Here is an 18,906-nt window from a genome sequence, read left to right as displayed (position 1 = left end):
ATTTTACAATCTAGCTAAACTAATTTTCAATTTTTTTAATTAATCTTCTCCGCTTCTGCCCGCAAAATCTCATTATCATCAGCCTTTCCATTTGCAATGAATTCAGCAGCTGCTGAAGTTTTTTCTTCACCCTTTTCAAGTAGTACTCGTAAGGCAACCATCACTCCAATTCGAGTACCAACCTTCTTAGCTGCAGTATTGAATAATGGTTCTAATTCATCATAAGAGATTTCCTTTGCAAGGGTAGCGATAGAGGATAAGGCCGTTTCCAACTTATCTCCAGAGAAGTTGGTCAACTTTTTACTGATTTGTTGAATCTCGTTCAATGGCTTTTTCTGACCTTGAGGAGAAGACTTTTGATTTTGTTTAGGCTGATTAGCAGGAGTAGGAGGAGTATTTTGCTTTGCCCAGGTATCCTTCAGTCCTACTGTTTTATTGAAAACCAGTTTACCTTCCTTGGAGTCTGAGTCTAAGGTGAAATAGCCTAAACGTTGGAATTGATATTTATCTTCCATCGTGGCATTGGCCAAGTGAGGTTCCAGATACGCATTGGATATAACCTTTAATGACTCAGGATTGATGAAATCCAAGAAACCTTTATCCTCATGGCTATCCGGTGCTTCGTCTAGAAATAAACGATCATATTCGCGAACTTCAGCCTGAATAGCATGCTCGATAGAAACCCAATGCAAGGTTCCTTTCACTTTTCGTTGGCTAGCTTCTGTACCGCTCCCTGATCTTGATTCCGGATCGTAAGTACAATGAATCTCCTGAATAACTCCTGATTCATCTTTTACAACTGATTCAGCCTTAATGATATATGCACTTTTTAAGCGAACCTCATTTCCCAAAGAAAGCCTAAAGAACTTCTTTCCTCCATCTTCTTTGAAATCTTCCCGCTCAATGTATAATTCTCTGGAGAAAGGCACATCATGCGTACCAGAATCAACCTGCTCTGGATTATTTTCCATCTGAAGAATCTCTGACTTTCCTTCAGGATAATTGGTAATCACCAGTTTTACTGGATTCAAAACACCCATTACCCGGGTAGCCGTTTTATTCAAATCTTCCCGGATGCAAAACTCAAGCAATGACACATCTGTGACATTATCCCGCTTTGAAATGCCAGCTAAATCACTGAATTTCCGAATAGAATCAGGGGTGTATCCTCGTCTTCTTAGACCGGAAATGGTAGGCATTCTAGGGTCATCCCAGCCAGCCACAATATTTTTTTGAACCAGCTCCAGAAGCTTGCGCTTGCTCATCACAGTATAGCTTAAGTTGCGACGTGCAAATTCGCGCTGCTTGGGTCTCAATAAGCTTGCGTCATAAATCTGATCCAAGTACCAATCATAGAGCTCTCTATGCGCCTTAAATTCCAAGGTACAAAGTGAGTGGGAGACCTGCTCGACATAATCCGACTGGCCATGTGCCCAATCGTACATGGGATAAATACACCAATCCGAGCCTGTGCGATGATGGGCTTTGTTGATTATTCGATACAAAATCGGATCACGCATGTGCATATTGGGGGAAGCCATATCGATTTTTGCTCGGAGTAGGTAAGATCCTGCCGGAAATTCCCCATTCTTCATCCGCTCAAACAAATCTAGGCTTTCAGCAACCGGCCTATTCCGGAAAGGAGAATCGGTTCCTGCAGTAGAAGGAGTACCTTTTTGCGCAGCAATTTCCTCAGAAGTTTGTTGATCTACGTAGGCTTTTCCTTCCTTGATCAGTTGGATTGCCCAATCATACAACTGCTGAAAGTAATCGGATGAATAGCACTCATTGGCCCACTGAAATCCCAACCAAGCAATATCCCGCTTGATAGCATCGACATACTCCTGCTCTTCTTTTGCTGGGTTGGTGTCGTCAAACCGAAGGTTTACCGGAGCATTGTATTTTTCTCCCAAACCAAAATTCAGGCAAATTGAAGCTGCATGGCCAATATGCAAGTAGCCATTAGGTTCTGGAGGAAAGCGAAATCGAAGTTTATCCTTAGGAAAACCGTTTTTCAAGTCTTCCTCGATAATATGTTCTATAAAATTGAGTGATTCTGCTGTTTCTTTCATCATAGAAAATTGAAAGTCAAAATTACTTTAAAAGAAGTGAATTGCAACTGAATGAAAGCCTCTTCTATTGAATGTTTAGAAAAATCGATTTCGTGATTTATTTAACCAATAGTCATTATTTCCTTACTTTTTTACGGATAAAAACTTAATATGATCCCAAAATTTAATTGAATTGAAACGAAGAGATTTTATCCAAAAAGCCGGAGTTGCAGCAGCAGTTTCTAGTCTTCCTCTAGGAGTCGGCGCTAGCATTTTAAACCAAAAGCGAAAGAAAATCTATCATGTAGGAATCATAGGCTATGGTGACCGAGGTTCAGGATTACATCGTGTCATGAATAGAATGCCCGACAAATTTTCGGTCAAAGCCATCTCCGAAGTGCTTCCCTTTCGTGCCCAACCAGCAGCAAAACAATACCCTGACTTGAAAGTGTATCAAGATTACAGAAATCTTTTGGATAGTGCTGAAATTGATACTGTAGTAGTTTCTACCCCTTTAAATGCTCATTTTGAACATGCAAAAGCAGTCTTAGAAGCAGGGAAAAACCTTTATCTCGAAAAGACCATGCTTTTTACTTTGGAAGAAATTCAGGCCTTTCAGGAATTGGTTAGAAATTATCCAAATCAAACTATTCAAGTTGGTCATCAGTATCGCTACTCTCCGCTTTATTTTAAAGTCAAAGATTATATCCAAAAAGGCTGGCTAGGTAAAATCACTCAGGTTTCTGCACGATGGGATCGGAATGCCAGCTGGAGAAGACCTGTTCCTTCCCCAGAATATGAGCGTCAAGTCAATTGGAGGATGTATAAGGAGTACTCTGGTGGATTAGTAGCTGAGCTCCTGTCTCACCAAATGGATTTCATTAATTGGGCTTTTGATACCGTACCAGATCGCATTTATGGCACGGGAGGTATTGATTATTACAAAGATGGGAGAGAGACTTTTGACAATGTACAGGTAACACTACGTTACGATCAAGCAGGAATGATTGGAAATTTTGGAGCTACCTGTGGCAATCAATACGAAGGCTATGCATTCAAAATCAAAGGGACACAAGGAACGATCTCTTTACTCACCAATGATGGAGGTTTTTATCCTGAGCCTGAAGCAAAAGCAAAACTCCAAGAAGTAGATGGTGTTTCCGGTGCTACCCCCATCACTTGGACGGAAAATCGCAACGGGATCAAATTAGTGGATGAACCGACCAAGGATGGGACTATTTATGCCTTGGAGGATTATTATCGATGTTTGGAAGAAAAGGCTACTCCGCTTTGTAATGTTGAAAATGCCGGAAATACAGCCAAATTGGTAGCCTTAGCCAATCAATCTCTTTATCAAGGAGAATTAAAAACCTGGAAAGGATAAAGACTTGTTTTGGTGTAGGTATTTATTAGCGAATGGAATTTTTTAATTTCAGGCAATGAACTACCCAATTTACCTTGATTATAATGCTACCACTCCTTGTGCGCCTGAGGTTGTGGGAGCCATGCTTCCATATTTTCAGGATCACTTTGGAAATGCAGCAAGCAAAAGCCATCCCTATGGCTGGGTCGCTGAGAATGCGGTCGAAGAAGCACGGGAAAAAGTGGCAAATTTGATAGGTGCTCGGGCAAAGGAAATCATTTTTACCTCAGGAGCTACCGAAGCAATTAACCTTGGAATTAAAGGGGTTTTCGAAACTTATTTAGGGGAAAAGCAACATTTTATCACAGCTCAGACAGAGCATAAAGCAGTCTTGGACACCTTTGCTGAAATTGAGAAAAGGGGAGGAGAGGTCACTTATTTATCCGTTGATTCTCAGGGAAATATTGACCTGGAGGAATTGGAAAAATCCATTCTCCCTCATACCAAAATGATCTGTCTGATGTGGGCCAATAATGAGACGGGAGTAATTCATCCCATGGATAAAATCGCCCACTTAGCGGCTTCAAAGGGTATTATTTTGATGAGTGATGCTGTTCAGGCTGCAGGGAAAATTCCTGTTTTCACAAAAGGTATTCACTTGATGGCTATTTCAGCGCACAAGCTTTACGGACCCAAAGGGGTTGGGGCTTTGTATGTACGTCATAATCATGAATTACCTAAACCTCTGGCTCAAATTCATGGAGGAGGTCATGAAAAAGGGCTAAGAAGCGGAACGTTGAATGTGCCTGGAATTGTAGGCTTTGGAAAAGCAGCAGAACTTCGAATGAAAGAAATGGAATCGGAAAGAAATAGACTTAAAATCCTACGTGATCAATTGGAAAAGGATCTTTTGGAGATTTCTAACAATTATTTGAACGGAAGTCAAGATAACCGCTTGCCGCATGTAAGTAATATTGCATTTGGTGGAGTGGAAGGAGAGGAGTTGCTCAAAAGGCTCAATCAAAAAATTGCGGTGAGTTCTGGTTCTGCCTGTACCTCTATTTCTCCTAAGCCAAGTCATGTATTAGCTGCGATGGGATTAGATTCGGATTTAGGGAGGGCTTCGATTCGTTTTAGTCTAGGGAAAAATACTACTGAAACAGACATTGATCAGACACTTAATTGGGTAAAATCCGTTATCCATGACTTGAGGACAGTCATTTCATCTTAAGTAAAATGCTTGAAATCAGTATCTTTAGAGTATGGAGAATAAGAAACAACTTATAGCAAAAGAACCTGATGTCGAATACGGTCGCTATTCTTATGCAGATTATTTGACCTGGCAATTTGATGAGGTAGTTGAACTGATCAAAGGAAAGATCTTCAAAAAAGCTGCGGCTGCTCCAAAGAGAATTCATCAAAGGATCTCAGGAGAATTATTCTTACAAATTGGTAATTTTTTAAAAAGTCAAAAATGTCAGGTTTATTCTGCTCCCTTTGATGTTCGATTTCCAAAAAAATCTAAGGAAGACAGTCAAATATTCGACGTCGTTCAACCTGATATCTGCGTGATTTGGGATTTGGATAAGTTGGACGATAGAGGTTGTTTGGGTGCTCCAGATTTGATTGTGGAAATCCTATCGCCTAGCAATAATGAAACAGAATTACGATACAAATTCGATCTTTACGAGTCTCAGGGAGTGAAAGAGTATTGGATCGTTTCACCTGAAAATCAAACTTTTACTATCAATACTCTCATAGATCAAAAGTATGTGACCTCTAGAATGATGACATCAGGAGATGAGGTAGAATCTGCCGTAATCAAGGGGTTTTCTTTGGATTTAAAGGCCTTTTTTGAGGGTGTCGATTAGATAAATTTATTGGGATAATGAAATCTTCAAATCTTAAAATCATTTAATTTTTCAATATCAGCCTCCGTATCCAAATCGATTTCCCCAAGCGGAAAATCCACCTTAAAAACATCTTTTCTATTCTTCAAAATCACCTTTTTAGCTCCTTCTGAACCTTTTAAGGCAAGCATTTCTTCGAAGTACTTTTGATCAAAAAGAGCAGGTACTCCCAAGGTGTCAGAATAAGCACAGGCTACAATACCTTTACCGCTCTTTTTCTTGGCTAAAATCAACTGATCCAAAAGTTTGGTATCTACAAAAGGCTGATCGCATAACATGAGGATTACTTGGTCTAGTTGTTCCTTTTCCATCAAAAAATGAAGTCCAACCTGCATACTGGAAGCCATTCCTTCTTCCCAATTTTCATTGAATACACTAGGTATTTGAGTTGAATCAAAACCACTTTGAATCAGTTCAGGATTCCATCCCAATACTACAATCAATTGGTCAGCTTTACTTTTAACAGCGAATTCTACAGCTCTTTGAATTAATGTTTTTCCTTGAAATTCAATTAATTGCTTTGGTCTACCTAAACGAGAAGATGAACCTGCTGCCAAGATAATCAATCCCGTCTTCATCAGCTTTTTTCATGAATGGGGCCTTGCTTATCCCGTAAAAAAATCGGTTGCTTTTTATTCAAGACAGCCTTGATTTCCGCAAAAATGGAAAGAGCGATTTCCTCTGAGGTTTCTGCACCTATCTCCAAACCAATCGGAGCATAAATGTTATCTCGATTGACATTCATTCCTTGGTTTTGGAGTCTGTCGATTAGCTTTTCGGTCTTTTTCTTAGGCCCTAAAATGCCAATATATGGAATCATATATTTCTGTAGATCCGCCAAAACAGAGACCTCATATTCAAAATTATGAGTCATCAAAAGGGCTACAGTATTCAAATCACAATCAATTTTCCCATCCAGTTCATCAGCAGGAGAGACGATAATTTCTTTAGCTGAAGGAAAGCGGGCAGGGGTTGCCATGTTCTTACGACCATCAATCAGAATCAATTCAAAACCTAGTAGGTCTGCCAATCTAGCGACTGGAATCGTATCGTTACCTGCACCAAAAAGTAATACACGAACCGAGGGCCTTACCAACTCGAAGAAAACAGACAAATCCTCAAACTCTGGATAGGCATGGATTTGACTTGTATTTTGGTCAAAAGCCTGAATCTCATGCTTCAATTTGAGCCAAAGCTGCGAATGGATTTTCTCTATATTGCCGTATTGATGATTCCCTTTTTGTAGAAAAACCGTCCCAATTTGCTCTGAGCGCGAGTTTGGAACCGAAAAAAGTGTCAACAAGAGGGAAGTTTCTCTTCCTTTGACAGCTTCTTTGATCAGCTCCACAGGATTCGATTGATCCAGAAAATCCAAAGGCTCAATCAGAACATGAATAATCCCATTGCAACCTAAACCTACACCAAACTTTTGATCATCTTCATCCGTGGTATCGTAAGTCACTAGCATGGACTTTTGCTGGAAAATGACCATCTGAGCTTTTCGCAGAGCGTCACCTTCCAGACAACCACCACTGATGGCTCCTGTTAGGGTTCCGTCCTCAGTAACCAGCATTCTCGCGCCAGGACGACGATAAGCAGAGCCGATAACCTGTACCACAGTAGCTAGGGCGGCCTTTTTGCCTAATTCTTTACAATTTTCGTATGCTTCAACTATTTGTTTGAATTCTTTCATATGTACCCTTCGGGTCAGTTAGCGAGTTGAAGACTTTCCTTTTTGAAGGAAAACCAAATCGAAAATAAGCTGGAAACTACTAAGTAGGCGGCAAAAACATAAAGCGAGCCAGGTAAGAACTGATTCAATCCAAACCAATCTCCGGTCGTGAAAATGAAGTAAAAGGCATAAGCAGACTTTAACAGCTCCCAAGCCCAAGCGTTTGGATTGCGATCCATTAACTCGGTGTAGGCGAAGACAGTTAAGAATACAAAACCACCATAAAAGAATATGTCAGGTGTACCAATTGAAGAAATATTTCCAAATAAATAACTTAATAAAAGCAGCAAAACAATCAGTTGTGCAAAGCTCCAAACCAACATGCCCTTGGATAGAAAGGGATTGTACTTTTCAAAGTTATAGACGTCACTGATTTTGTTGACAGGGTACTTTTCAGCTACGTCTTCAGGACGCCATCCCAAGGGCATAAACCAAATTTTGAATTTATCAGCCCAGTTTTTGGTGCGCCAGGCGTCTTTGATCAGAAGCCAAAGGTGCATGAAGTTAATTTTAATAGGATTCCAGGTTCTTACAGGTCTGGTAACCCCGTAAACGGCAGGAATATCATCTTGCTCTTCCTGATAAGTACCAAACCATCTGTCCCAAAAAATAAATATCTGTCCGTAGTTCTTATCCAAATACTCGGGATTGATGGCATGATGAACACGGTGGTGGGAGGGGGTTACAATGATTTTTTCCAAGAAACCCATTTTGCCGATATGGCGGGTATGATACCAAAACTGAGCAAATAAATGAAGGGGTGCTACAATGGCAATGACTTGAGGAGGAACTCCAAAAAAGGCAGCTGGAATCAAGAAAACAGCAAAAATCTTTACGATGGAAGAAATACTTTGTCGGAGAGCACATGCCAAGTTGAATTCCTCCGAGCTGTGATGGATGATGTGATTGTTCCAAAACAAATTATACTCATGGGCAATTCTATGCGTCCAATAACCTGCAAAATCCAAAGCAAAAAAGGCGATTACATAGACTAGCCAAGTTGCTTCGATTTGAAATATGGCAAACTTGGAAAACAACCAATCATAGGAAATGATAACGATGCTAAGCCCAAGGACATCTTTGGTCACATTAGTGATGCCAGAGCTTAGGCTGGAAATCATGTCATTTACAGGAACTGTGTCATTGCCTTTCCAAACTCCCCAGAATTTTTCAAACAATACCAGTACAAAAAAAGCTGGCATTGCGATTAATAATATTTTACCGTAGGACTCCATACTTTTACTATTGTATTTTAAAAATAGCTATTTCCTGAAGTTTGTTCAACAAGACTTGATCAAATGGACTTATTAATTGATCTAGGACAATACTCGATTTACGTTTTATTGTTCTTTCAACAGTTTATAAACCAAGAAAATGAAATTTCCATCCTTATCACAATTGAAGAAAGAACTAGCTTATCACTCTGAAAAAGAGCTTATTGAGCTGATCGTTGAGCTTAGTAAATTCAGTAGAGACAATAAAGCTTACCTGTTTTTTAAACTTCATGAAAAAGATCATCCCGGACTATTCCTAGAAATGGCAAAAGAAGAGTTGGAATTGGAATTTCAAAAAGCAAATACTCAACATGGCTACTATGCCAAAAAATCGGCTCAGGCTATTCGTAGAAAAATGAACAAGCTTTTGAAATTGAATAAGAAGAAGGAAGATCAGGCAGAGTTGATTTTATTCTTTTGCGAGCGATTAAAAGCGAATGGATATCTTGCTCATCGCCATCCTGTGATCCAAAATCTCTATGAAATTCAAATCAGAAAAGCTGAGAAGTTGATATCAGGACTTCATGAAGACTTGCAATATGACTTTCAAGAAAAGATGAGAGAATTAGAGTAATTGAGCTTTCTCCTGAAAATCAAATGATGCTTTGGATCCTGTGGTAAGCATATTTCAGGTTTTAGAGATGCTACAACTTATTCAAAAAAAGCTACCCGGAAATCGAGTAGCTCTTTGAGTTTTAGTATTTCAACTTTTCATCTTTGTCCCAGATACCCCAATAGGCTCCTACATCCCCTTCAGTTCCAACCTTCCAAGACTCATCAAAGGAAGAGAAATAGAAGACTGGAATATTATCCAACTTTGACCAGGTTTGGATGTTGATAAAGTATTTCAAAAAGTTTTCATCGGAGGGAATGGCTCCATAGAGTGGGCTGCCTTGACTTGGCCAACCCGTCTCCGTGATGAGTACTGGCTTTCCATTTCCTGCTTTTTTGGCACGATTGTACATATCCTTTATGTAAAGTAGGGAATAGTCCAATGCACATCCTTCCCAGTATGGATAGCAATTCGCAAGAATGACATCGCATAAATCAGTGATTCTTGGTTTGAGCTCAAATTCATAATAAGCATCTACATAGCCTACCGGAATTTTCGGAATTTCGGCTTTCACTTTCCTAATAAAAGCTAGTAGTTGATCTTCTGTCAAATCTTTACGATACATAACCTCATTTCCTACCGCAGCAATATCCACATAGCCTTCTTTTGCCAATCTGATCAAGCCATCGACTTCGGCTTGATTGATTTGGTCATCTGTTCCTAACCACGCACCGACCAAAGTCTTCATTCCCATTTCTTTTGCGATAACGGGAATGAGCTCGTTTCCTTCTGTACAAGAAAAAGTTCGGATCCATTTTGTGTAAGGTTGCAGGATTTCTAATCTTCTTCTTATCTGCTTCTCAGTTAAGGTGTCACCGGGTTGTTGACCTTCTTCATATGGGCTGATACAAAAACCATAAAGCCCATCTTGAAGCAATTCTCTGAATGATTTAGCCAATTCTTCTTTTGATAATCCCTGCAGATCTCTTCCTGCAAGTGCCAATACTTTCTCAGCATTAAATGACATAATTATTAGTATTTTAATTTTTCGTTTTTATCCCAAATTCCCCAGCTTTGGCCGACTTCTCCCTCATGATGTACCTTCCATGGTTCGTCAAATGATGAGAAGTTAAATAAGGCTATTCCCTCATTTTGTGCCCATTCATTAGTCGCAATAAGGTACTTCATAGCATTTTCAGAGGATGGAATAGCATCGTTTAGACTCTCACCGGAATCCGGCCACCCTGTTTCTGTGATCATAACCTCTTTTCCATTAGCAATACTTTTGGCCGTCTCATACATTTTTTGAAGATATACCGGAGCATGATCGATACTGCAACCCTCCCAGAATGGATAACAATTTGCCAAAATCACATCACATGCTGCCACGATCGTTGGCCGCTGAAATAGCTCATAATAGGTGTCTACGTAGCTTACCGGAATTTCAGGAAGTGATTTTTTGACTAGTTTCAAATGCTGAAGTACTTCCTCTTCTGAAAGTTCTTTTCGAAGGAGTGCCTCATTGCCTACGACAGCAATATCCACCAAGCCTTGTTTTCCTAATTTTATGAGCTGTGAAATCTCGGCTTCGTTTTTGGTTTTGTCTGTTCCTAGCCAAGCCCCGACCATGGTTTTAAGGCCTTTTTGCTTCGCTATTTTTGGTATCAATTCATTACCATCAGTACAAGAAAATGAGCGTATCCACTGTGTATGGGGAGCCACGATACTCATTCTGCGTGTGATCTGATCTTCGGATAATACGTCACCGATATTTTGGCCTTCCAAGTAGGGACTGAAGCAAAGCCCATGAAAACCCTTTTCTAAGGCTTGTGAGAAAAGCGACTTGATTTCTCCTGAGGATTTCCCCTCAAACTTATTTTGTAACTGGAGTGCAACAGCTTTTTCTTGCTCCGAAAGGCTTATGACAGTACCTGGCTGATAGGGGGTATAGATACTGGCAGGCTTGTTTTTTTCTATTTTTCTTAATTTTAATTGTTCCCGGATTTCATTTGCTCTTGCTTCATCCACGTCATAATCGTGCATGAGATACATAGCTACCATCGTACCTAGCATTGGTAGTCCAGAGAAGAAAAGTCGAAGTCCATCCACAGCTCCTTCAGGTTGTACAGCCGCATTCCCATCAAAACCTACTACGGTCAAAATCACTCCACTCAGACCACCTGCTATTGCGAAACCAAACTTCACCATGTACCAATAAATAGCTCCGAATACACCTTCCCGGCGAACCCCATAATTCAATTCGTCTAAATCGATTACATCCGCTGTCATGGACATCATTAGGACGAAAAGACTACCAATTCCAAAAGAATGGAAGGGGAGAGAAAAAATAAACATCCAAGGCTTACCAGGAACGAATAGGAACCACAAGGAAGCATAGCCTACTAATGCAATACTTTGAGATACCATGAATGCATTTTTTTTGCCTATTCTTTTTGACATAGCTGCCACGATAGGAATCACAATAAAGGTAGTCACCAATGCACCCACGCTTCCGAAAATCGGTGTCCAATACCCTGCGGCTCCTGCATCTCCGCTGAAGAGATGCCACACCACGATAAAAAACACAAAGCCAGCTACTGTATTGAATGCATTAAAAATAAAGAATGTCGAAATACAAAGCTTACGGAATGGTCTGGATGCAAATGCCTCTTTGAATCCTTGAATAATTTTCGAAAGGCTGTTTCCAATTGCATCAAAAGTCAGTGGTGAAAATTTTTCATTTAGCGTTGATTTACTTTTGATGAAAATAGCAGGAACCATTGCACAAATCGCAAATATCACTCCCACCCAAACGGCCAATTGACGGGTAGCAGCTTCTGGGCTCGGAAACCAAGAGGGATCGTACATAATTACCCAAAACCAAGGGGCAATTACCCAAGCCCACTGTCCAATCCACTGTGCAATAGCCATGATTTGTGTACGTTCATGGAAGTCCTCACTCATTTCGTAACCCATGGCCACATAGGGGACACTGAATATGGTCAGACCAATATAAAAGGCAAATGAGCCCAAGAGGAAATAGGTGAAGTTGTAATTCACCGTGTTTTCTCCGTAAAGCTGCCACATCACCGAAAAGGCAACTCCCATGACTATGGCGCCAAGGAAAACGTATTGCCGACGTCTTCCCCATACAGATTTCGTATTGTCTGAGATAAAGCCCATGATTGGGTCAGTCACCGCATCGAGTACACGAGGCAGAAAGTAGACAATTCCCCACATCCATCCGGGGAAGCCTAGGTTTTGGACCAGCACAACCATAAATATACCTAGGGAAGCTGGAAACATTTGATTTGCTAACATACCCACACCGAAGGCAATCTTTTGCCCCATCGGAACTGTTTTGGCTGTGGTTGACATGGTTATTTGGATTTAGTGGTCAGTAGTTTAAAGTGATAATTTCAAAAGTGGGTTATAATTTAATAGTTGGCAGGAGGAGCGGATACCTTCGAAAGAAGGCTGTCAATTTCTCCATTGTAAGTCTTAATGATTGGATTTCCGTCTCGGGTAAGTCCTTCAAAAATACCCTGATCGACTAATTCCCAAACAGGATATTTTGCTTCCCCTTTGAGACTAAAAAGGCCAAAGTGGTTTTCCGATCCAATGGGATTTGCAGCGTCTTTCCATTGCTCATTGAAAGCTTCGAAATAAAACATGGAAATACCAGCTTCATTAGTCCACTCACGCATGTGCCTGTAGTAAAGACCTTGTTTGTATTCGTCAGCAGCATGCGAACCCTCAGGACCGTAAAAGCCGTCAGAAACACTCGCCCAGCCTGTTTCTCCAATGTGAATGGGCTTATCGACTCCTATACTTTCCATGTAGGAGGCCACTGAATCATATTGAGATTTGGCAAAATCCCGGGCCCGAAGCATGGCTGCCTCTACTTTTTCAAGTTCAGATAGCTTGGATTCCTCAATAGGTACTCTCCAGAAAGCTGGATTATAATGCGAGTTGTGATAAGGGTAGGTATGGATGGAAATGTAATCGACTGCATTGGCCAACTTTTCCAAATCTTCTGTATGGTAACTGGCATCGCCACCTCCCCATGAAGAAAAATCATCCGAACTGGTAATCCATAGATCCTTAGGAAGTTTACCTTCTGCTTTGAGTTCTTGCAGGTGATTGACCCATTTCAAAATCACCCAAGGCTGTACAAAATAGCTGGTCGCCCATCTGACCATGGCTTCATTGCCTACGGCAAGGATTTTAACAATATCTGGATATTGATTAACCAAAGCTACCGCTCGCTCGATTTCACCTTCATTTTGCTCGCTTTCTACATTGTGGTCAGGTTCCAGGTCTGTCCAGGCATTTTTGCAATCAATCCATGCCCCAAGCATCACATACATTTCAAAATTCGGATCTTCTTTTTTTAATTCTCGAATGGCCTTCAATAAAGTAGTTGCATGTGGCAGCTGGACATTGTAGGTTCGAAGAATTTTGATTCCAATTGCTGATAGGATTTTCACGTCTTCTTTCAGTTGATTGACGGTTGGTTGTATATCTCTTGAACGCTCTCTGTATCCTCCGAATGAAATAGCTTGGTAAGCTGGATTTCCTAATATTTCTTTTGCTGTCACTTCTTTATTTTTAGTTGTTTCCACATCTGTTGTTTTTTCACTACACGAAAAGCTTGCTGCCAGGGCAGCACCTATTAAAAGTAATTTAACGCTTGATTTCATAGTCATTTGATTTTGAATTTCCTGTATAGCATTCGATTATTTTTCTTGATGATAACACTGTCCAAAACCTATCGGAAAAAGTGGTTCAATGGAGTGTTCCCAATAGTTAGGACCATATTTTCCATTGAAATCTTCCACTGATTTGGGCCAAGAGTGGGGGAGTTTACCCTTAAAATCAAAAAAGCCAAATAGAACTTCAGCTATTCCATCTCCTTCCGATCCAGGTAACCAAGCAGCCACAAAAGCATCACTAAGTTCCATTTGGGGTGTAATAACTATTGGTCTTCCAGATATCAATACAAGCACTATTTTGATGCCCTTTTGGGAATAAGACTGTACTAATTTCTGATGCTCCTCGGTTATGGTAAGTTGGAATAGATTCATTTCGCCACCTACATCCCCAAAGAATTCTGCGTATGGATTTTCTCCCACCACAATGACTGCCACATCTACATCCTCAATTGCAGCTGTGCCATCAGGATCATATTTCACCTCATGTAATGCAAACTTTCTTATGCCTTCCAAAATGGTGGTAGCACCTGAATAGTTTTCGGTCATTCCTTGCCAGTTGACCGTCCAACCTCCAGACTGTAAACCAGAATTGTCTGCAAATTTGCCAACAACCACAATTCTGGAAGTTCGCTTTAGAGGTAAAACCTGGTTTTGATTCTTCAATAAAACCAAGGACTCCCGAACTGCCTGTCGTGCAATAGCCCTATGCTCAGGAATTCCAATTTTTTGGATCAAACCTTTGTCAGGAAAGGGATTTTCAAAAAGTCCAAAACGGAATTTCTGACGCAAAATCCTTCTTACAGCATCATTGATTCGTTCTTCTGAAATAGAACCATTCAAAACCCCAGCTTTGACTCCTTCTTGAAATCCATCTAAGTCCCCATCAACTGCCATCACGATATCAATGCCTGCATTGATGATTTCATTTTGCCCAAATCGGGAGTAAGCCTTCCAATCGGAAACCACAATTCCGTCAAACTTTAGCTGATCCTTCAGTAAATCCGTAATCATAGCCTTGTGGGCATGCATTGGAATTTCATTCAAAGTATTGAAGGAAGCCATTACCGAGGCAACCCCCGAATCAACTGCTGCCTGATAGGGTGGGAGTAAGCGCTCGATTAGCTCTTCCTTTGTAAGCGAGGTATTTCCTCCTTCTACTCCAAAATCTGTAGCTCCATCTCCTATAAAGTGCTTAGCTGTCGCCAAAACCCCTTCATTACCATTTGATCCTTGATGTCCTTTGACAGAGGCTTGAGTCAATTTCGAAGTGAGCTCTGTGCTTTCGGAAAAAGCCTCATAGACCCGTCCCCATTTTTCATTAAAAGGAATGGCAACGCAAGGTGAAAAAACCCAGTGGAAGCCTGTAGCCTTACACTCGATGGCCGTAATCGCTGCTGCTTTCTCAACTATTTCAGGATTTCCTGCAGCTCCTAAACCAATATTATGAGGGAAAATGGTAGCTCCCTCGAAGGTGTTTTGGCCGTGTATGGCATCCACTCCAAATAACAGCGGAATTTTTAATCGTGTATCCAAGGCCTGCTTTTGGAATTCTGAAAATTTGTCCTGCCATTCTGCAGCTGTTGATCCTGGAACTGGTCCTTGGGTATGAATCACCGAACCAATAAACTTGGATTTAATATCCTCGGGAGTGACATCGTCAAAATGTCGAACCTGAGACATCTGTCCGATTTTTTCTTCCAAAGTCATCTGAGAAATCAAATCCTCAATTTTTTGCTCTTGGTCAGGTTTGAGTTTGAATGTCATCGATTTTAAAAAGTATCTTAATTAGTTAAATAAGGCTTCATTTACCCTTACAAGAATTTGTTTGATCTCTCCGGTCCGTTTGAATATCTTCTGGCTCAACTCTTCGTCTAATTGCAAACTATTCTCTGCAACTGTTTTGAATTCATTTCCAAAAGATATTTCAATGACGTCTTTGGAGTCCAATTGATAGACGATTGGAACCTGGCAAAAGGAAAAACAAAGTGATTTTTCTCCAACAAGGATTACAGTTTTCTCCCCATTTACGTCAATAAATGGCAAAGTTTGACTTTTGGTCAAAAACTCTGATTTCTTTAGCATAAATGGATTAAATGATAATTTACCCTCTCGAATAAATACTCCTAATTCTCCAAAACGGCAGATTATATCCTCCTTGACCTGTCCCGTCATTCCGGGCTGTTGAGCCCCTTTACCGGCGGGAGTATGGGAATAAGGATCAGTAGGAAAAGCTCCATATACGATTGGTGATTTATGCACCCCAATTCCTTCATTAATTTCGTAATAGTGGCGTATCAATTGATCTAGGAGTTCCTGTGGAGCTTTTTCCTCCTTGGCTCTAATGCAGCATTCCCATACAGCCAATTGAAGTTTAGAAACCATATGCCAATAGATGGATCCGAGACCTTCATATCCATAAAAAGTCCCAGAGCGTCCAGTGAAAGCCTTGTGATTAAAGACCTTTTCAAAAATTTGCAAGGTTTCTTTTTTAGCAGATTCAGTAAATTCAAACTGAGTAGGGTCTAAGTTTTCCAGCGCTTTGGACAAATCAGATGCATTTTTGAAGTTACCGTTGAAATGGTAGTTTCCATCCACATCCTGCTCAACGATCTTTTTATTGCCTTTTTTCAACAAACTGTTTAAAAGTTTCGATCTCTTTATTTCCTCCTTGGGTATGGTGTTTCTTTCCAAGAATCCAGGCAGCTCCTTATTTGGATAAAGTAAATAGCTGTGTTGATCTGCGCGGTAGAGCTTGCTTTTTCGAAGTGCATCCAATGTCTGCAAAGCCTCCTCCGAACTCAAGTAACCGGAACTTAAAGCAGCAACCTGGCCCTCCAGCATTTCGCTGAGGTATTCAATAGTGACTTCCTCTTCATTTTCGACACTCATCAGGTTGTATGCATGATACAAGTTGTCCTCACGTTTATTGGCTCTAATAGTATGCTCAAGGTAGCTTTGGCAAATGCTTGAGAACTCTAGAAGTTCATCGATCAAAAGGTTCTTTTTGACACCTCTAAAAGAATCAGCATAGATTTTCATTCTAAAATCACTCCCTGCTGTCCCCAAAGCATCCAATACATTTTTTCGGTCTTTGCCGCTAAAACTACCCAAAAGCAAATGCTGATGAGAATTGAGGGTAGATAAAGTTTCCTTGAAAAATGTCAGTAACTCTTCTGAAACAGGAATCTCCTGCTCAGTACTTTGCTTCAATAGCTGTGTGAAAAAATTTAGAAACCTTCTCAAATAATACAAGGTGACCATGGAAACACCATTTCCGACGAGCGCATTGTTGGCGTCGTTCCATTCAGGTCTTTGTGTATTCATCCAGATTCCTCCCTCTGGAATGAAATTGGAAACTTTCGCAAGAACTGTCGCGAGTATTTTCTCGATGAAATTCACCTGATAAATCCCACCAGATTGATCTTGAAGCAAGGCAGCATCTGAGCCGATTGAAGTCCATCGCTTTTGGATTTGCTGATCTAATTGATGATCAAAATCAATCGTGTCTTTAGGGTTTTTCAGGATCTCATTGTAAGCCTTGATTTTGTAGGGTACATTGGCATACACGAAAAAATCCTCCTTGAAAAATTTTACCAAGCTACCAGGTGCATAATTCTCTGCAAATTCCAGAAACTTCAACAAGTAAATGATCTGATGATCACCCCAATATCCGATGTAAGACCAGGGGTCATCTGCTTCAATTCTTTCCCAGTCTATTCCGTTTTTTGTGATTCGATATGGATTATAACCATCAAATGTAGAGGCATTTAAGAACTTCAGGATCATGCTTTCAATGAAGTCAGGATAGGCGAGGGCTAAGGCTTCCCAATTCTGAAAAATATCCCGCCAATTTCCTGCATAGTCCAAGACTTTTGATCCGTCTTCGTTTCTGGTGTTGATAGAAAAATTATTCCAAGGACGGCTTGGATCACCATGGCGTCGGCTAAATTTCAAAGGTAAATACTCCAAACAAAGACGCTCAAAATGGCTGTCTCCAGAATTTTCTGCCAATTCTTTGAGCTGAGTAAAGGAGAATTTTTCTGGAAGCGAATCAATTTTGCTTTTTTGCTTCAAGAAAACCTCTCGGTTCGCATTTTGAATAGAGTTCTTTAGGTCTTCCTTTTCGATTTGATAATTTTTATCAAAAATCCCACCCCGCATAATGTTAAACATCACATTGGCAAAATGTCGGGTGTCTTTTAAGGAATCTGCTGTAAGTTGTAATCCATCCGAGGCAGCATCAAGCTTAATTAGCTCTTCTGTTCCACGCTGAATATCTGCTTTAACTTTCTTGATTAAGTTCGACTCGGTTTTTATTTCTTTGGCAAGGGCGCGAATTTGGGAGACATTCTGATTGATATCAGCCAGAATCATCCAATCTTTACTATCTCCAGGGTGCAATTCTGAATCGAAATGAATAAAGTAAGCACCCCTTTGAGCTTTTATGTCATTTTCTTCCTGAATGGAAAAACCCTCTCTGAATGAATTTAATTGAGAAGAGGAGAGGAGTCGCTTTGCATTTTCCAAGCCCAGTGACCAAGCAATAGTTGCTTTAAGCGCTTCACTTGGCTCGGCTTTGTCCACAATGATTGCGCTAAGCGCAAAAATCCCAATTCCACTTTCTCGGTCAAGTTCATTCCTTTTATAGGCATCCACCAGATTACTTCGCATAGTTTGAAGGGCACTTCCTACGCCATAAGGCATGATATTTTGAATCCCATCCAAAATCGAAAGTTCAAGCTCAGAATTCCCAGTATTCAAGATTGAACTGGTCTTTACAAAACCATAATTATCGCTGGTGGACCATTCATATCTAAAGCATAGCTCTAGATCCAGGTTTTCCTCTTCAAACAAGATTTTATTACCAAAAACACTCTTGTATAGATTCCTTTTCAACCGATACTCATTGGCGAAATGGATAGAAAATGGTTCCCAAACATGGGTTTGGTTGTTTTTCTGAACACGAATGATTGATTTCGAGCCGGTTACTTCTGATGACTCGAGGATTTTATCATCAGTGTAATAAGGAAAAAGTGCATTTTCGGGGTCTTTTCTACCGGCACTAAGCCCTCCATTACTTCCAATAAACAACCAATGATTATAGGGGCTGATAATGCTCATAAAGAAGGGGAGCATTTGATCAGAATTTGAAATTTTTAAAAATACCTCGGAGTCAATGACCTTGGTTTCAAGATTTATTGGTTGATTTTCTTCGTATTCACTGATACTTTTTTGCATATAAAATTTTTTGGACTAAGAATAAAGACTTTAAAATAAAGCTATCTGCTAAACCAAACGAGCGATAAGG

13 protein-coding genes are annotated in these 18,906 nt (G+C 40.3%); 4 read left to right on the top strand and 9 right to left on the bottom strand.

Annotation, left to right across the window (positions count from 1 at the left end; translation table 11 throughout):
* Nucleotides 1–35: 35 nt before the first annotated feature.
* Nucleotides 36–2,072: a glutamine--tRNA ligase/YqeY domain fusion protein gene (locus CDH51_RS01655; protein ID WP_100627777.1), complete on the bottom strand. Its 2,037-nt coding sequence runs from the start codon at nucleotides 2,070–2,072 to the stop codon at nucleotides 36–38.
* A 172-nt stretch (nucleotides 2,073–2,244) separates the two neighbouring features.
* On the opposite strand from CDH51_RS01655, the gene CDH51_RS01650 reads away from it, so the two are divergent.
* Genes CDH51_RS01650 through CDH51_RS01640 form a run of 3 tightly spaced genes read left to right on the top strand, consistent with a single transcriptional unit; the run spans nucleotide 2,245 to nucleotide 5,285 of the window.
* The gene (locus CDH51_RS01650) at nucleotides 2,245–3,435 is read left to right on the top strand and encodes a Gfo/Idh/MocA family protein (protein ID WP_100626955.1); all 1,191 of its coding nucleotides are present in this window, start codon (nucleotides 2,245–2,247) and stop codon (nucleotides 3,433–3,435) included.
* 55 nt (nucleotides 3,436–3,490) lie between these two features.
* The gene (locus CDH51_RS01645) at nucleotides 3,491–4,645 is read left to right on the top strand and encodes a cysteine desulfurase family protein (protein WP_100626954.1); all 1,155 of its coding nucleotides are present in this window, start codon (nucleotides 3,491–3,493) and stop codon (nucleotides 4,643–4,645) included.
* A 31-nt stretch (nucleotides 4,646–4,676) separates the two neighbouring features.
* A complete protein-coding gene (locus CDH51_RS01640; protein WP_100626953.1) occupies nucleotides 4,677–5,285 on the top strand; it encodes a Uma2 family endonuclease in 609 nt (202 codons plus the stop codon).
* A gap of 26 nt (nucleotides 5,286–5,311) precedes the next feature.
* Here the strand turns inward: CDH51_RS01640 and CDH51_RS01635 are convergent, their stop codons facing one another.
* Genes CDH51_RS01635 through CDH51_RS01625 form a run of 3 tightly spaced genes read right to left on the bottom strand, consistent with a single transcriptional unit; the run spans nucleotide 5,312 to nucleotide 8,258 of the window.
* On the bottom strand, nucleotides 5,312–5,902 hold the full coding sequence (locus CDH51_RS01635) for a nucleotidyltransferase family protein (protein WP_100626952.1): 591 nt from the start codon (nucleotides 5,900–5,902) through the stop codon (nucleotides 5,312–5,314).
* The gene (locus CDH51_RS01630; protein WP_100626951.1) at nucleotides 5,902–7,017 is read right to left on the bottom strand and encodes an XdhC family protein; all 1,116 of its coding nucleotides are present in this window, start codon (nucleotides 7,015–7,017) and stop codon (nucleotides 5,902–5,904) included. The genes CDH51_RS01635 and CDH51_RS01630 overlap by 1 nt, the downstream gene beginning before the upstream one ends.
* Nucleotides 7,018–7,031: 14 nt before the next feature.
* Nucleotides 7,032–8,258: a sterol desaturase family protein gene (locus CDH51_RS01625; protein ID WP_232724723.1), complete on the bottom strand. Its 1,227-nt coding sequence runs from the start codon at nucleotides 8,256–8,258 to the stop codon at nucleotides 7,032–7,034.
* Between the two features lie 172 nt (nucleotides 8,259–8,430).
* On the opposite strand from CDH51_RS01625, the gene CDH51_RS01620 reads away from it, so the two are divergent.
* Nucleotides 8,431–8,904, top strand: coding sequence for a hypothetical protein (locus CDH51_RS01620; protein ID WP_100626949.1), 474 nt, complete (start codon nucleotides 8,431–8,433; stop codon nucleotides 8,902–8,904).
* A 121-nt stretch (nucleotides 8,905–9,025) separates the two neighbouring features.
* Here the strand turns inward: CDH51_RS01620 and CDH51_RS01615 are convergent, their stop codons facing one another.
* Genes CDH51_RS01615 through CDH51_RS01595 form a run of 5 tightly spaced genes read right to left on the bottom strand, consistent with a single transcriptional unit; the run spans nucleotide 9,026 to nucleotide 18,836 of the window.
* Entirely contained in the window at nucleotides 9,026–9,910 is an 885-nt protein-coding gene (locus tag CDH51_RS01615) for a glycoside hydrolase family 17 protein (protein WP_100626948.1), read from the bottom strand.
* Between the two features lie 5 nt (nucleotides 9,911–9,915).
* Complete coding sequence (locus CDH51_RS01610; RefSeq protein WP_232724722.1) at nucleotides 9,916–12,261, bottom strand: MFS transporter; 2,346 nt, start codon at nucleotides 12,259–12,261, stop codon at nucleotides 9,916–9,918.
* 59 nt (nucleotides 12,262–12,320) lie between these two features.
* Complete coding sequence (locus tag CDH51_RS01605) at nucleotides 12,321–13,586, bottom strand: glycosyl hydrolase family 17 protein (protein WP_100626947.1); 1,266 nt, start codon at nucleotides 13,584–13,586, stop codon at nucleotides 12,321–12,323.
* 36 nt (nucleotides 13,587–13,622) lie between these two features.
* Entirely contained in the window at nucleotides 13,623–15,362 is a 1,740-nt protein-coding gene (locus CDH51_RS01600; RefSeq protein ID WP_100626946.1) for a glycoside hydrolase family 3 protein, read from the bottom strand.
* Nucleotides 15,363–15,383: 21 nt separating this feature from the next.
* A complete protein-coding gene (locus CDH51_RS01595; RefSeq protein WP_100626945.1) occupies nucleotides 15,384–18,836 on the bottom strand; it encodes a hypothetical protein in 3,453 nt (1,150 codons plus the stop codon).
* Nucleotides 18,837–18,906 lie beyond the last annotated feature (70 nt).

This window comes from Algoriphagus formosus (genome assembly GCF_002807035.1).
Lineage (GTDB): Bacteria > Bacteroidota > Bacteroidia > Cytophagales > Cyclobacteriaceae > Algoriphagus > Algoriphagus formosus.
Note: the sequence above shows the minus strand (reverse complement) of the source record. Positions and strands in the feature narration are given on the sequence as shown.